The 14484-nt window shown below is 42.8% G+C and carries 24 protein-coding genes and 1 tRNA gene; 16 read left to right on the forward strand and 9 right to left on the reverse strand.

The window, feature by feature from the left end; translation table 11 throughout:
- Positions 1–9 precede the first annotated feature (9 nt).
- The 6 genes from WDM69_RS02940 to WDM69_RS02965 form a co-directional block, all read right to left on the reverse strand.
- Positions 10–180, reverse strand: a complete 171-nt coding sequence (locus WDM69_RS02940; RefSeq protein WP_158077832.1) for a hypothetical protein — start codon at positions 178–180, stop codon at positions 10–12.
- Between the two features lie 27 nt (positions 181–207).
- Entirely contained in the window at positions 208–417 is a 210-nt protein-coding gene (locus tag WDM69_RS02945) for a hypothetical protein (protein ID WP_078306159.1), read from the reverse strand.
- A gap of 5 nt (positions 418–422) precedes the next feature.
- A complete protein-coding gene (locus tag WDM69_RS02950) occupies positions 423–611 on the reverse strand; it encodes a hypothetical protein (RefSeq protein ID WP_078306160.1) in 189 nt (62 codons plus the stop codon).
- Positions 608–799 carry a hypothetical protein gene (locus WDM69_RS02955; RefSeq protein WP_078306161.1) on the reverse strand — a complete coding sequence of 64 codons (192 nt, stop codon included), beginning with the start codon at positions 797–799 and terminating at the stop codon, positions 608–610. Before WDM69_RS02955 ends, WDM69_RS02950 begins: the two co-directional genes overlap by 4 nt.
- 229 nt (positions 800–1028) lie before the next feature.
- Positions 1029–1967 (reverse strand): hypothetical protein, encoded by a 939-nt coding sequence (locus WDM69_RS02960; RefSeq protein ID WP_078306162.1) that lies wholly within the window; start codon positions 1965–1967, stop codon positions 1029–1031.
- A gap of 62 nt (positions 1968–2029) precedes the next feature.
- Complete coding sequence (locus tag WDM69_RS02965; protein ID WP_240494796.1) at positions 2030–2767, reverse strand: helix-turn-helix domain-containing protein; 738 nt, start codon at positions 2765–2767, stop codon at positions 2030–2032.
- Positions 2768–2881: 114 nt separating this feature from the next.
- On the opposite strand from WDM69_RS02965, the gene WDM69_RS02970 reads away from it, so the two are divergent.
- The 7 genes from WDM69_RS02970 to WDM69_RS03000 all read left to right on the forward strand — a co-directional run bounded on the left by WDM69_RS02970 (position 2882) and on the right by WDM69_RS03000 (position 5580).
- A complete protein-coding gene (locus WDM69_RS02970; RefSeq protein ID WP_078306163.1) occupies positions 2882–3088 on the forward strand; it encodes a hypothetical protein in 207 nt (68 codons plus the stop codon).
- Positions 3048–3602 (forward strand): YdaU family protein, encoded by a 555-nt coding sequence (locus tag WDM69_RS02975; protein WP_338755645.1) that lies wholly within the window; start codon positions 3048–3050, stop codon positions 3600–3602. Before WDM69_RS02970 ends, WDM69_RS02975 begins: the two co-directional genes overlap by 41 nt.
- A gap of 93 nt (positions 3603–3695) precedes the next feature.
- Positions 3696–3977, forward strand: coding sequence for a hypothetical protein (locus WDM69_RS02980; protein ID WP_338755646.1), 282 nt, complete (start codon positions 3696–3698; stop codon positions 3975–3977).
- Between the two features lie 208 nt (positions 3978–4185).
- The gene (locus WDM69_RS02985; RefSeq protein ID WP_078306166.1) at positions 4186–4731 is read left to right on the forward strand and encodes a hypothetical protein; all 546 of its coding nucleotides are present in this window, start codon (positions 4186–4188) and stop codon (positions 4729–4731) included.
- Complete coding sequence (locus tag WDM69_RS02990; protein WP_240494797.1) at positions 4728–4916, forward strand: hypothetical protein; 189 nt, start codon at positions 4728–4730, stop codon at positions 4914–4916. Before WDM69_RS02985 ends, WDM69_RS02990 begins: the two co-directional genes overlap by 4 nt.
- 119 nt (positions 4917–5035) lie before the next feature.
- A complete protein-coding gene (locus WDM69_RS02995) occupies positions 5036–5191 on the forward strand; it encodes a hypothetical protein (RefSeq protein ID WP_158077833.1) in 156 nt (51 codons plus the stop codon).
- Positions 5188–5580, forward strand: coding sequence for an antiterminator Q family protein (locus tag WDM69_RS03000; protein ID WP_078306167.1), 393 nt, complete (start codon positions 5188–5190; stop codon positions 5578–5580). Before WDM69_RS02995 ends, WDM69_RS03000 begins: the two co-directional genes overlap by 4 nt.
- Here the strand turns inward: WDM69_RS03000 and WDM69_RS03005 are convergent.
- Positions 5577–5774, reverse strand: coding sequence for a hypothetical protein (locus WDM69_RS03005; protein ID WP_078306168.1), 198 nt, complete (start codon positions 5772–5774; stop codon positions 5577–5579). The two genes, WDM69_RS03000 and WDM69_RS03005, sit on opposite strands and share 4 nt — an antisense overlap.
- A 378-nt stretch (positions 5775–6152) precedes the next feature.
- Positions 6153–6365: a hypothetical protein gene (locus WDM69_RS03010; RefSeq protein WP_078306169.1), complete on the reverse strand. Its 213-nt coding sequence runs from the start codon at positions 6363–6365 to the stop codon at positions 6153–6155.
- A gap of 760 nt (positions 6366–7125) precedes the next feature.
- Between WDM69_RS03010 and WDM69_RS03015 the strand changes: the two genes are divergently transcribed.
- From WDM69_RS03015 to WDM69_RS03050, 8 genes are all read left to right on the forward strand, one after another.
- Positions 7126–7584, forward strand: a complete 459-nt coding sequence (locus WDM69_RS03015) for a terminase small subunit (protein WP_078306170.1) — start codon at positions 7126–7128, stop codon at positions 7582–7584.
- Positions 7568–8791 (forward strand): PBSX family phage terminase large subunit, encoded by a 1224-nt coding sequence (locus tag WDM69_RS03020; RefSeq protein ID WP_078306171.1) that lies wholly within the window; start codon positions 7568–7570, stop codon positions 8789–8791. Before WDM69_RS03015 ends, WDM69_RS03020 begins: the two co-directional genes overlap by 17 nt.
- Positions 8792–8793: 2 nt before the next feature.
- Complete coding sequence (locus tag WDM69_RS03025) at positions 8794–10053, forward strand: DUF1073 domain-containing protein (protein WP_078306172.1); 1260 nt, start codon at positions 8794–8796, stop codon at positions 10051–10053.
- A 101-nt stretch (positions 10054–10154) separates the two neighbouring features.
- Positions 10155–10343: a hypothetical protein gene (locus WDM69_RS03030; protein WP_078306173.1), complete on the forward strand. Its 189-nt coding sequence runs from the start codon at positions 10155–10157 to the stop codon at positions 10341–10343.
- Entirely contained in the window at positions 10340–10462 is a 123-nt protein-coding gene (locus tag WDM69_RS03035) for a hypothetical protein (RefSeq protein ID WP_276206604.1), read from the forward strand. The genes WDM69_RS03030 and WDM69_RS03035 overlap by 4 nt, the downstream gene beginning before the upstream one ends.
- Before the next feature lie 114 nt (positions 10463–10576).
- Positions 10577–11134, forward strand: coding sequence for a hypothetical protein (locus tag WDM69_RS03040; protein ID WP_078306174.1), 558 nt, complete (start codon positions 10577–10579; stop codon positions 11132–11134).
- 48 nt (positions 11135–11182) lie between these two features.
- Positions 11183–12196 carry a minor capsid protein gene (locus WDM69_RS03045; protein ID WP_078306175.1) on the forward strand — a complete coding sequence of 338 codons (1014 nt, stop codon included), beginning with the start codon at positions 11183–11185 and terminating at the stop codon, positions 12194–12196.
- An 889-nt stretch (positions 12197–13085) separates the two neighbouring features.
- Positions 13086–13262, forward strand: coding sequence for a hypothetical protein (locus tag WDM69_RS03050; protein WP_158077834.1), 177 nt, complete (start codon positions 13086–13088; stop codon positions 13260–13262).
- A gap of 225 nt (positions 13263–13487) precedes the next feature.
- Here WDM69_RS03050 and WDM69_RS03055 read toward each other — a convergent pair.
- Positions 13488–13564, reverse strand: a tRNA-Val gene (locus WDM69_RS03055).
- A 169-nt stretch (positions 13565–13733) separates the two neighbouring features.
- On the opposite strand from WDM69_RS03055, the gene WDM69_RS03060 reads away from it, so the two are divergent.
- Positions 13734–14405 (forward strand): hypothetical protein, encoded by a 672-nt coding sequence (locus tag WDM69_RS03060; RefSeq protein ID WP_338755649.1) that lies wholly within the window; start codon positions 13734–13736, stop codon positions 14403–14405.
- Positions 14406–14484: the final 79 nt, after the last annotated feature.

Raw genomic sequence — 14484 nt, forward strand, 5'->3', positions numbered from 1 at the left:
GTTTTGCTCCTAGTGGATAAAGTTGTTGGATTTGGGGTTGATGGTTTGGTTAATCATGTTGCAGGCAAATTCACTTTGACCTGCGTACTGCTGTTGTAGGTCCTCTAGCTCGCCGATAAATCCTTGTAGTGCGTCTAGCAGTTCCTGTTTTTTATAGCTCTTGCCGTTGATGTCACGCATCCTGCTAAGCGTGTCTTCTAGAAAGTCTTATTCAGGCAGCTGGGCTTGGATGTCAATGAGTAGCCCTTGCACTTCGTCCATGGGCATTTGGCTTTTGTCGGTATAGGCTGCCAGCTTCTCGGTGAGAGCGGTCTCTAGGTTGGTGCTGGCAAGTGGGTCTAGCTCACCTTGGGCATGGTCAACGAGCTGCTCGGTGGTCATGGCTCTTAGGGTGCTAAGGGGGCAGATGTATGACATGGCGGTCAGTCCTTGGTTGGTGTGTTGCGGAGGTTTGGGCTTTGCCAGTCGATTAACATCTGGTCGTTGGGGCTGATGTACTGCTTAATCATTGCATCTTGGTTGGCGTACTCTGTATCGCACGCCTTAACACACCCCAACAAAAACAGAATCATCAAGCCATGGGCAATGATGATATGGGTTGTTTTTCTCATGCGACCTCCCACCCTTTTAATTCATCAAAACGGTCTAAAAAACCTACACAAAAACTATGCTTGGGTTTTTTACTGATGGGGTCAAGCAGCATCAGCGTTTGACGTCTGTCTCTGACAGAGACTTGCACAATCTCACCAGTTGCTTGATTTTTTAGCTGTTGGCGTTGTTTGATGTCTGATGTTTTCATATTCCCTCCCCATGCGTCATACACACTTTGTGTTATTGATGGGGTTATTATATCTTGATTACGATACTAAGTTAACGTTAAAATGATATTTTATCGTGTATTTGATAAAAATATCGTAAATATTATCCAAGACACAAAAAACTCCGCATTTAGCAGGGTGTGGGTGTTGGTGAGGCGTAAAAAAACCGCCTTAGTGGGCGGTTGAGGGTGGGGCTTAGGCGGTGGGTAGTTAAGATATTGTGTTGACGTGTCTTATGACAACTCTTGAAGGTTTATACTGCTTTGTGTTCTTGTTGTATTTCTCTATGACAGTGATGTCCGCATTGATTTGGCGATGCCCGTGTAAGCTGTTTGGGTCGATATCGTTGCTTAACTCAAACGTAACTCGGTCACTAAATAGCTTGGGGACGATGCCTCCCCAACCTTGTGTTGCTCTGTCTTGGTCGCTCGCATGGATGAACAAATCAATCTTGGTATGATCTTTTTCTTTAGTTTGTGGAGGCTCAAATTCAACTTTTTCAGGCGTTTTTTCGATAATATCGGTAGGAATTTGCTCATAGAATTGTGAGGCTTGTTGCTGATCGCCGATGTCGATAGTTGCATTTGAGTCATTTTTGGCAGGTTTGATAAATTCGGCAGATTTTTGGACAGTCTTTTTGTCCATCGTGCCGTTCACAATCTCTACGACTTGCTCACCTGTTAAGTCTGAATTTTCGCTTAATACGGCAACACTAACACTATTATCGTAGTAATTATTTACGATTGGCGTATCTTTCGAACTGCAAGAATTTATCGCCATGATAGTCCCTGCTGTCACAACAGCACCTACGCCTGCGTAAAGAATTTTGCTTAACATGTTATGGTTTTTCACACTATCATCTACAACCTCTGTCAGAGTTGTGTTTAGTTTTTTGGCATTATCTTCGCCCACAAGACCAACCGCACACTTCACTTTGAGCCGCTCTAACAGGCTACCCGCTTCGACATCTTGTACAATGATATCGGTCGTTTTAATGTGTAAATCGGGTCGAATTTTATTGACGACAGAAACGCCTTTGGGTATTAGGTGTTTAAGTGCGTTTAGGCTTATTATAACATCATCAAGCGTTGGTTCGTTGGTGATGTTGTATGTTACTTTAAAATCAAATTCAAATATTTGTTCGGTCATATTCTGCCTCTATTACCTATCAAGAATGTTTGCACACCTATCTAAGTGCAACCCTTCCACCGCTACCGATATTTCACATACTTACTGTCCACAATGCCCACCAGTCGGCACTCGCCCATGGGGATAATCTTCTGATCCACCCAATCAGAGTTAAGTGGTCTTAGATACATGTCTGCTGAGGTGTCACCGATGACCAGTTGCTTAAAGGTGGCTTCTTTGTCGTCGTTGCATTGGATAACAATCAAGTCACCGTCTTTTAGCTCCAAAGGTGAGATGGTCGGCTCTATATAGATGATGTCACCAGGGCGAAACTCAGGGTACATGCTGCGTCCCTGTACAATCAGTCCAAAGGCATGACAGCTTAAATTCTTGGGGCGTGGCACATACTCGATGATATCGTCTAGTGTGGTGGGTATGACTTCCACAAATGCCCCTGCCGCTACCCAACTGATGACAGGCATCATGCCGTCCATGTTGTGGTTGATGTCCACCAACTCGGTGTCATAAGGGGTGGAGATGTCGTCTGGTTGGGCTTGCTCGGCTTTGGCTATCATGGCTTTAAGTTGCTCGATGCTGGGTTTGTCTTCTTTAGGGTCTTTACCGTACGCCAACCATTCATAGCTGACGCCCAAAGCTTTTGCAATTTCAGGTAGAGAAGTAGATGACTTATTTCTACCGTTCTCAAGGTCAGAAATCTGTCCTTGTGATTTCATTCCTGCCGCCACCAGCAATTCTTTTTGCGTCATCTTTGCATCTTTTCTCGCCTTTTTCAGACGGTCGCCCAACGTTAAATTCTGCATAATATCCCCCCTTGCATCGTAAACATGATAATTATGCCTTAAAATAACATCGTTTTAACGTTGATTTAACAACGTAGTTACGATATTATAACAGTATTTATGGGAGCGAATGTGATGAAAAACCAAACTGAATGGACAAACATCGTTAGAGAATTGCTTAAACATCAAACTCAAACCGAGCTTTCTTCTAAAACAGGCATTCATCAAGGCGTCATCAGTGAATTAAACCGAGGCAAGCCAAAACCCAATCTGTCTTGGCGATATGGCAACGCCCTGATGAATGCGTATAACAATCTTAAACAAGAAAACCACCCATCATAACAACATCATCTGCCACCCCAAGCGGACACAAAAGGCAACCACCATACACTACTATGGATTTCACATCAAAGACTACCGGGCCCGAACCGCCCACCTAACCCCACTTGAGCATTACATCTATTGCACCCTAATAGACTGGTACTACCTAAACGAAAAGCCCTTTAGCAGCGTAGAAGAAATTGCCCGTTACCTCTTATTGCCCTTAACCGACGAAAACACCCAAGCGATTAACAACGTGCTGGATGAATTCTTCAACTTTCACAAAGGCAAATATCACCACACAAGAATCAACCAAGAAATCAAGAATTTCAAGGCAGGCAGATACACACTAGACAACAACAACCCCAACGCCCACCAAAAACAGGGTAACCAAGCAAGTCACGAAACGGTCACGGAAAGTCACGAAGCAGGTAACGGCAACAGTCACGCACAAATAACGCAAAGTCACGGCAAAAACGACGCCATAACCATTAACCATAAACCATTAACCAATGATTTATTTAACCCCCCCTAAAGCCCCCCCCTTGGCGACACCATAGCCAAAACTGGCAAAACCGACCAACACAACCAAACCAGCCAAGACATATTTGATTTTTGGCTAGACATCATGGACAAAGACCCAGCCAAATGGAAACTCACCGATGACAGAAAACGCAAAATCATCGCACGGCTCAAAGACGGCAAAGACAGCACAGACATCAAACAAGCCATCTACAACGCATCACAAGACCCATGGGCAACCGCTCACGGCAAAACCGACATCAGCTACATCTGCCAATCTGACGCAAGACTGAGCGAATTTTTACTCAAAAAACCCCAAGCCATGCAACGCAGACAACACAACCAACCCACAGCACAGGAAACCAACACCATGCAACACATCAGCTAAATCATTTTGCCACAACAAACACCAACACAACCCCAAACACCAACACAACCCAAGGCTACTGGCAAAAACTTGACGCAGCCGCAGCCACCTACTTTGCCCAAAGAAACCAACACGACCAACAACAGCACCCAACAGCCAACCAAGCCAACAACTCATCAACGCCATACAAATCTTATTCAAACAGTGGAAAGCATGGTTTAAACACAAAATGCAAACCAAAGACAGCGAAATTGACTGGAGCTTTGACATGGTGCTGGTATGGGCAAACTACCTAACCCAAAAACAAATCACCCTAGCAGAATTCAACCAAGCCAAAACAAAATCATTTGATGGCGACTGGGCCCCAAACAACGCCCAAGAATTCCTAAAACTGGCACGCCCCAACATCAACACCTACCCAGACGCTCAAACCGCCTTTGAAAACGCCTGCCAAGAATGTGGCAAACGTGGCGACACCAAAAGAAACTGGTTACACATCGTCGTAGCAGAAACCGCCAAACGCATAGGACATGGCAAACTGGCATCATGCGACAACAAATACGCCCCCCACTTTGGCAAAATCTACCAACAAGTCATCACCGAACACAGCCAAGGAGCAACATTCACCCTACCAAAAACGCACAGATTAACCGACAACAGCCACAAACCCATTGACTGGAGCAAGTATAATAGCGGAAAAGAAATTGAACGCCGTCTACAAGCATTTAAACGCCAAATCGCCACGCCAGCCCCAACCAAACGAGCATCAGCATGAAACCACCAACCAAACCTAACAACCAACCAGGACGGCTAAAACAAAAAATCCAAGCACTCGGACGGCTAAAACAAGGGCAAATGAACAAAACCGAACAAGCCTATGCCAACCACCTTGAAACACTCAAAACAGCAGGTGACATCGTTTATTACACCTTTGACGGCATCAAGCCTATACCCATTTAAATTTTTAGCAGTATACAAAACCCCAAAAAAACAAGGTGGTGGCTGGCAATATGAAGAATTTTGACTGGGATTATAAAGCAGATTAATCGGAATGACCGATTTTTTAACTGAGCATCAACATGAAATACCAAAACCCAAAAACAGGACAAACAGCGGTCATCACAACACCGCCAACCCCACAAAACACCACAGTAACCTACATCATTGATGACAAAATCATGATAAGCGAGACATGGGACGACTTCATCAAAAAATTTAGGACACTGACCAAATGATTGACCCACTCATCGAATGGGGCAAATGGGCACGGCATGATTATGGCTATTACAGCAGCCCCATGTATCGGCTGATGAAGCGAAACAACCCCAAATTTAACACAGGCTGGCGTGGCGATGTGCCACAAATCAGCGATAATGACGCCCTAAAAGTGGATAAGGCGGTTTGTGAGTTGGCACGTCATTCCGTTATCTTAGCAAACGTACTAAGGCTAAGGTACATCAACGACTTAAGCTTACGAGCCATCAGCCGTTACTATCTGACCCCACTTGAATACCCACAGCAAGTAGGCATGGGCTGGCAGGATAAACAACGTAAAAAAGTCTGTCATAAAACCGTGGCAAAACTGTTGCAACAAGCAGAACGCATTGTCAGACAAAAGATTTAACCGCCTTGTATTTGCTTGGAGTGGGCTAAAATGGCTTGTTTAATGGCATAAGCTTGATTATCATCATGGTGCATTTTAATCACCTGTAAAGCATCATAGATGGCTTGTTCATGCTGACTTATGACCAACGATGTGCGTAATAAAGCACGGTTTTGGTAAGCGATATTGGCACGGACTTGGGCAGATTTATTCATGATTGACCCCTTGATTTTTTTTTTGAATCATACTAATATGGGGGTAAGGAGTGCGTTAGATGAGAGATATGAGAGTGTCATCTCACCTAACGCCCCACTTGATAACTGCTGATTATCTTGTGGGCTTGCTATCTTAATATGCTGGTATTACCAGCAGTAGTAAGACAACAAAAACGATGAGCTTGATAAGTGCGTTCATCGTTTTCTCCTTAGTTTACGGTAACGGTGGCTACCGTTTACCAATCAAGCACCCCCTGTACTTGATTTGCCTATTATATAGTGCTATATGTATTTTATCAAGTGCTATATATAAAAAATCTGCTCTTTTGGGCAGATTCTTTATTGGCAGGTTTTTTTGATAAAGGCTGGGGAATGGGATTAGTCAGGCTCTTTTTGTTTGCCCAAATTGTACGCCCGAACAGCGTCCATAATCAGCTGATTTTGGGGTATGCCTAAGCGTTTGGATAGGGATTTGATGAGTTCTATGTCATCAAGTTTTAGGGTGAATGCTTTGTTTTTTACCCCACGGCGTGCGTTGCTGTCTTTTTGGATTTGGGCTTGGGTTTTTGGGTTGGCAACGATTTTTGGCATTTGACTTTTTCCTTTGAGTTTACTAGTATGAAAGTTAAGGAGCAGGTTACAGGGTGCGCTAACACCCCATAACCCCCAACTAAGTTATTATAAGTACCGTAACTTAGTTGGCTTGCTATCTAGTACGCATTATTGCTAATGAGTAGTAAGACAACAAGGACAATAAATTTGATAACGTGCTTCATTGTCTGTTCCTTATGTTACCGCTAGGCTTGTCCTAGCCCAACCAACACCCCTTGTGTTGATGGGGTTTGTTATAGCCTAGCTTACCCAAAAGATCAAGTAATTATTACAGTTTTTTATAATATTGTTATGATTATTTGGCTTTTTTGTATTTAAAAAAAACCGCTTATGATGTCATCATAGGCGGTTTTTTTATTGCAACAATCCCCAAAATAAAGGGGGTATCTATTAGATAGACCCTTTTAAAAACCAAATAAATTATGGTAGGGGTTATGGGAGTATCGTAAGATACGCTGTTACCTAGCGGACAGTACGCCAATCCTGTAACCCCTACCATCCTAAAAGTGGCGTTTTTTTTGTGGTAGGAATTTTTTAAAACTTATCACTAGGACTTGATTTTCACCCCAAAGACTGCTAAAGTTATACTATGTTTGAAAAAAGTTGCAACAAGGTGATGACTTAGGTGGTCATCGCCTTTTTTGTTGTTATTTATAAATTTTTATCAAAATCCCTACTTGTTTAAGTGGGGATTTTGCTTTTTATGCGTTTGAAAAAATCTTAAAAAAGGAGCGTAAGCATGGCGAAACTTACGCCAAAACAGACACGCTTTTGTCAGTTGTATGTGGAGCTTGGCAATGCGTCTGAAGCTTATCGCCAAAGTTATCATGCTGATAATATGAGCAATACCACCATTCACCGTAAGGCATCTGAGTTGTTAGCCATGGATAAGATTAAAAGACAAGTTGATGAGTTGCAAGCAAGCCACAGACAGCGTCATGATTTGACGGTTGATGATTTGTTGGCGGAATTGGAACAAGCTCGCATGGCTGCTTTGGCGTGTGAGCCACCTCAGTCTGCGTCTGCTGTGTCTGCCACCATGGGTAAGGCGAAGCTGCTCGGCTTGGATAAGCAAACGATAGACCATACGTCAAGTGATGGTAGTATGACGGTTAAGCCCATGGTCATTGAGCTGATTGCTCCTAATATTGACCCCATTGACCACGCTAATTTTATAAAAGATGAAAGTTCAGATTGAGTTGCCCCCCAAGCTTATTCCTGTGTTTTTGGGTAAGGCTCGCTATCGTGGGGCGTATGGGGGGCATGGCAGTGCTAAAACTCGCTCGTTTGCGTTGATGACGGCGGTGCGTGCTTATCAGTTTGCTCAGATGGGTCAAAGTGGGGTGATTTTGTGTGGGCGTGAGTTTATGAATTCGCTTGAAGACAGTTCAATGCAAGAGATTAAGCAAGCCATCGGTTGTGTGTCTTGGCTTGATGATTATTTTGATGTGGGTGAGAAGTACATACGCACTAAGAATCGTCAGGTCAGCTATGTTTTTACAGGGTTACGCCACAATCTTGATAGCTTAAAGTCTAAGGCTCGTATTTTGATTGCTTGGATTGATGAGGCGGAGAATGTCAGTGAAAAGGCGTGGGCGAAGCTTATTCCAACGGTGCGTGAAGATGGCAGTGAGATTTGGGTTACTTGGAATCCTGAAAGCCGTGGCAGTGCCACTGATAAGCGGTTTCGCCAAACACGCCATGATAAGCTTGTTAAGCTAAATTATCAAGACAATCCGTTTTTTCCCAAGGTGCTTGATGTTGAGCGGTTGGCTGATCGTGAACGCCTTGATGATGCGACGTATAAATGGATATGGGAAGGGGCTTATCTTGAGATGAGCGATGCTCAGGTGTTTAAAGATAAGTTTGTGATACAAGATTTTGTCCCAAGGCAGGGCTGGCATGGGTCTTATTTTGGTTTGGATTTTGGCTTTGCTCAAGACCCAACCGCTGGCAGTAAGTCATGGGTGGCTGATGATTGCTTGTACATTGAGCATGATATAAGTCAGGTAGGGCTTGAGATTGATGATACGGTGGTGGCGGTGATGAAAGCGTTGCCTGATGTGGCAGAGCATGTGCTGGTGGCGGATAATGCCAGACCTGAGAGCATCAGTTATTTAAAGCGTCATGGGTTGCCTTATGTTAGGGCGTGTGATAAGGGGCGTGGCAGTGTGCAAGATGGCATTGCTTATTTAAAGAGTTTTAAAAAAATTGTCATTCATTCACGGTGCATGGCAACCGCCCAAGAGTTTCGTTTATACCGTCATAAGGTGGATAGGCTGTCAGATACGGTGTTGCCTACCCTTGTTGATGCCCATAATCACGTCATTGATAGTTTACGTTATGCCCACGAACGCAATATGAAGCGTGGGGTTCATTCGTCTGTATTTGAGCATATTAATTAGCCATGTTAAATAAATTCTTGAACATTGCTGACAGTACTTTGGTGAATTTTGTCAGCAATCTTGGCACAAAACGAGATAAGGCTTTGCATGATGACTTTGCTTGGTATGCCAAGCGGTCGGTTTTTGAGTTGGATAATTTGTATAAAATTGACAGCATCGCTAAAAAAATCATTAACCGCCCTGTGCAGGATATGTTTCGTCAAGGGTATTATTTTAACAATCTTGATGGTAAGCAGTTGGCAAAACTTGAGCGTGAGATGGCACGGCTTAAGCTCAATGAGCATTTGATAGCGGCGTTAAAGTTGGCACGCTTGCATGGTAAGAGCTATGTGTTGTTGGGAGTGGCGGACAATCAAGAGTTGGTCATGCCATTATCAAAGGGTAAAATCAACCTTGGTTATATGACGGTGCTAAGGGTGGACCAGTTGATTGCCACTCGTGAGCGGTTAAGTGTGTCAGAGGCAGGGGGGTTTTTAGATGAGCCTGTTTATTATCAGTTGCAACATGATGCTAAGATTGCCAGTGGGTTTATTCATCATAGCCGTGTGTTGCCAGTGGTTTGGGACGATGGTGAGAGTGTGCTACAGACTTTGTACAGTGAGCTGTTGCGTTTTGCCAGTGTCAATGCCAATGTGGCAAGCCTTGTTCATGAAAGTAAGGTTGATGTGATTAAAACTCAAGATTTGATGCAGCAAATCAAGCTCAACAGCGATGTGGTGCTAAAACGTTTTAATCTGATTGGTTTGATGAAGTCAAATAATGGCATGCTGGTGCTGGATAAGGAAGCAGAAGAGTATGACAGTAAGCATTATAATTTTGGGGGGTTGCCTGATTTGATGCGTGAGTTTGCCATACAGACGGCAGGGGCGGCGGACATGCCTTATACGATTTTGTTTGGGCAGTCGCCAAGTGGGTTAAACGCCACAGGGGAGCATGATTTACGCAATTATTATGACACGGTGGCAGGCTATCAAAATTGGTATTTACGCCCCATTCTTGATAAGTTGTTGGCGATGATGTGTGGGTATCTTGGTTTGCCTAAGGTAACATTCAGTTTTGCTCCCCTTTGGCAACTTGATGAAAAGACCCGCTCAGATGTGGAGCGAAATAATGCGGACAGGGACATTAAATATTTGCAAGCTGGCATCATCACTGAAGCTCAAATCGCTAAGCAGTTGATGGAAGAGGGGACTTATACGGTGATTGATGAAAGCCATATCAGGCTATTGGAGAGTTTGGAAGAAATGCCAACTAAAACCTAACTAAAACCACAACACAATGCCCATAAAGCAAAAAGCCAAACTACCGCAAATAGTTTGGCTTTTTTAATTTCAACCCTTAGCTGTGATAAGGATTAAAATTCGTGTTAGATTTTAACATAACAATTGATAGTAGTCATTTTAATTCTGATAATTTACTAAAAGGCTTTGTAAATATGACAAACAAACTTGAAACAAAACGCTTTTGGGCGATATGGTCAATCTTTTTTATTTTGTCTATTGGAATTAGTGGTGCTTTGGTTATGTGGGCTTATTCGTTGGCAACAAAATGAGCGAACAAGATACAGGCAAAGTGGCAAGCATCATGGCGTGGGAAAAATCCATTGTTATTGTGATTGCAAGTTTAACAGGGCTTGTGATTGCTGTTACGGCTTTTTTAAATGCTAAATAAACAAGGTAAACAAGATGGAAATGAAGCGTTTTTGTGCCATTATTGGTTTGATTGCGTTTGGTTTGGTGTTGTTTGCCAGTCCAGAGATTATCCGAGCAGTGCAGGGACGTTAGTATGCTCAATTCGCTACAGCCGATATTAACACAAGCCCATCAGCGTAAGCGTGGACGAAAAACCAAGTCAAGACCCATTTACGTCTCACGCAAGATTGAAGTGATGTATGCCAAAGCCTTGCTGACTATCGTGGACGATATGCACAGCGAAACGGTTAGACAGTTAATGCCGCTTACCACGCCACACATAGGCGATGGCAAAATGGCGGCGGCTGATGGGCTGTTTGATAGGTTTAAGTTTTTGTTTGATGCGTTAAGGGCGTTAATCACAGGGCGTGTGGTCAATGTTGCCAATGGGCTTGCCACTAAAATCGTCTTTACCCAAAAACAGGCAAGTGATACACAGCTGGCAGATTTGTTACGCAAACAAACGGGCATTGATTTTAATGGACTGATGCGTGATGAAGACTTACAGCAAGCGGTGGCAGATGCGATACAGGCGAATGTGGGTTTGATTAAGTCTATCCCACAAGAATATTTTGACCGTGTTGAAAAGGCGGTGATGGCAAGTTTGCAAGGTGGTACGCTTCATCAGGATTTGGCAGATGAGCTTGGGTGAATTCATGTCATTGGTCAAAATCGTGCTAGGCTGATTGCCTCTGACCAGTTGGGTAAGATAAACAGTAGGTTATCACAAGTGTGTCAGCAAAAACTTGGTATCACGCATTATACATGGCGTACCAGCCAAGATGAGCGTGTGCGTCATGAGCATGTGTTGCGTGATGGTAGGCGGTTTGCTTGGGATAATCCGCCTGACGATGGACACCCAGGGCAACCGATTCGCTGTCGGTGTGTGGCTGAGCCTTATACCGAGCATTTGATGGGGGGTAAATCGCCTGAAGATGTGATGGCAGAGCAGGAGAAAGTTAATCGTAATACTGAAACTGTGTTACAATTTACGCAAAATACCAAGAGAGAAAGTATGCGAACAGATTGGGGTAATTTTCCTGATACAATTATTGATAGAAAATTAGGTGATGCTACAGGTCACCCAAATTATGCTAAAGCAAAAGCGGGAGATGTTGAAAGTGCGTTTTTATTGGCTAAAGATTTAATCAGTGATGACGCTGTTTCAAAACTTAGTAGCTTGATTGGTGATAAAAAAGTAGTTTTTGCTCCAGTGCATGCAGAAGAGCAAACAGGTAGAAACATGATACCTGTTGCTGTTGCGACTTTTTTAGCTAGAAAACTAGGAGCAAAAGTTGATTTAAACGTTGTGCAAGCTGTCAAAGTTTCAAGAAGTGGCAGTGATGGCTGGTATAGATTGGCAAATTCACCAAGTTTTAGCGGTAGTATCAATAGTAAAAATGTTATTATGGTTGATGATACCCAGACGCAAGGTGGAACATTTGCTGCCCTAAAAGGTCATATTGAATCTAAAGGCGGCGGCGTTATTGGTAGTTATGCTTTAACAGGTAAACAGTATTCTGCCCAATTAAGGTTGGATACTAAAACATTAGATGGATTACGGAGTAAGTATGGCGAGCTTGAAAACTGGTGGCAAGAAACCTTTGGATATGACTTCACAAAACTCACAGAATCCGAAGCAAAATTCATCATTAACTCTCGTAAAACACCTGACGAAGTCAGAGATAGAGTCTTTACGGCAAAGCAAAGCTGATGCGTATCATAAAATGATGAAAATGCCTTTATAAAACTTAAAAAGTTAACCCCCCAACAAAAAAGCCTGACGATTGCAGTCGTTAGGCTTTTTTATTATCAATCCCATGGCATAAGGATTGATGACTGATGGAACATTTTAACGAATTGGTGAAATAATCAAAGCGTTAATTGATAAATATGGCTTTTGGGGCGTTGTATTGGCAATTATTTTGATGATTTTGGTGTGGCAATCAGCGTAAATTATCGCCACCTTAAAATAGGAGAAATACCATGAAAATCCAATTTCAAACCGTCATTGATTTAAAGCCTGCCAGCCGTATTGTGCTGAATAATGGGTTTTTGTTGTGTGTTGGGGTTAAGCTTGCTAAGCCGTGTGATTAAATGGTGGTAACCATGACCCCTGATTATATACACCCTGATTTGGTGCGTGTTACAGAACACCATCGATGGTCATGACGAGTGTCTTCACGAGTGATGTGAAAATAACAAAAACCATCTCATAACCGATAAAGTCAATGCCATGTTTGGTGGTCAGTCGGTGTGGTTGATGCGTGTTTGATAGGCATGAACTGCTTCCATGATGATGATGTTTTTGGTTTTGCCTGTTTGTTTGGCAAGCTTATCAAGCAGTTGGGCAAATTATTTGGGGACTTTAAAGCCAATTTGCTTGACCCCACGGCGTGCGTCGCTGTCGGCTTGGATTTGGGCGCGGGTTTTGGGATTTTTGACAATCTTGGGCATTTGAATTTTTCCTAAATTGTGCTAAGCTGTGTTTAGATTTTAGGAGTGAAGCGATGGCGAAGCCCACCGCCCCAGCCTTTATAGGCTACCTGCTTAGTAAGCGTTATTACTTAGTAGTAGAGTAGTAGCAGGACAGGATAACAGTGATGATAACTTTGAAGAGCGTTTTCATTGTCTTATCTCCTAAGGTTGCCACCACTTGGTCGGTGGCGGATAACCCATCAGGCTTGGGTGTCCTACCACCCTTGCTTGATGTGTTGTATTATAGTAAACAATACCCTAAAAGCCAAGTAATCATGACAATTCTTGATGACATTGTGTGATTGCTTGGCTTTTTTATCATCAAATTTTTTATCAAAAAACAGCATTAAACCGCTCATCAAGTGATGGGCGGTATGCGTGAAAAAACAGAGTTTGGAAGTGGTTTGTTTTTTTGTCAAGTCTGTTTAATTGGCGTTAAAAACGGTAGAAACAACAAGCATTTATCCGCCAAGCCTACCTAGACAAACAAAAAACCCTGCAATCATTGAGATTACAGGGTTTAAATATGGTAGGCATAACTAGATTCGAACTAGCGACCCCCACCATGTCAAGGTGGTGCTCTAACCAACTGAGCTATATGCCTATATAGGTTGGCTATTATAGCGAAAAAAACTCACTTTGCAAGCCATTTTATGTTGATTTTTTAAATATTTATTCCACGAAATTTGAGTAAATCATCTTTGCCTGTTATACAATATCTTTGCCTGTTATACAATCAACAATCAGGCTAAACTGTCATGCAAAGGGTGATTATGAATACAGCGTTTGAGACCTTTATCAATAACATCAGTGCTTATCCTACGGTTTTTTTTACCGCTTTAGTTTTGTTTGTAACTTTATATTGGCTGGTTGCCTTGCTGGGCTTTGTTGATATGGACGTGGTCGATGTTGGTGATATTAGCGACATCGGTGATATTGGTGATGCTGGTAATGCCAGTGTTGGTCTGTTGTCAGGAATTTTGCTTAAATTTGGGTTGTATGGTGTGCCGTTGGTGGTGATATTAACGGGCATTGCGTTGATTGGTTGGGTATTAAGTTATTTTTATAGCAGTTTTTTACATGCACAATTTGGTCATGGTGTGTTACATTATGCCTTTGGCACAGGGGCATTGGTGCTGGTGTTGGTGGTGTCTATGTGGCTGACAGGGCTGATGCTTAGCCCCATTCGACGTCATATCGCCAACATTCCTAAACGCCATGCACAAAGTTTTTTGGGGCAAACGGCAGTCGTCCGCACGCTGACCGTCAATGACCGTCATGGTGAAGCGATGCTAGAAGACGGGGGTGCAGGGTTGATATTTAAGGTGCGTCAGTTGACAGGTGATGACAGCGTCATTGTGCAAGGTGATAACGTACGGTTGGTGGCATATGACCAACAGCAAAATGTTTATCAAATACAAAAAATTAATGAATCTACTGACTAATGAGACATTTAATAATTATTTAACTATTAATTATTTATTTAACAACCATCTATTTAACCATTTATCATTCATTTAACCA

Source organism: Lwoffella lincolnii (assembly GCF_037201985.1).
GTDB classification, from domain to species: Bacteria; Pseudomonadota; Gammaproteobacteria; order Pseudomonadales; family Moraxellaceae; genus Psychrobacter; species Psychrobacter lincolnii.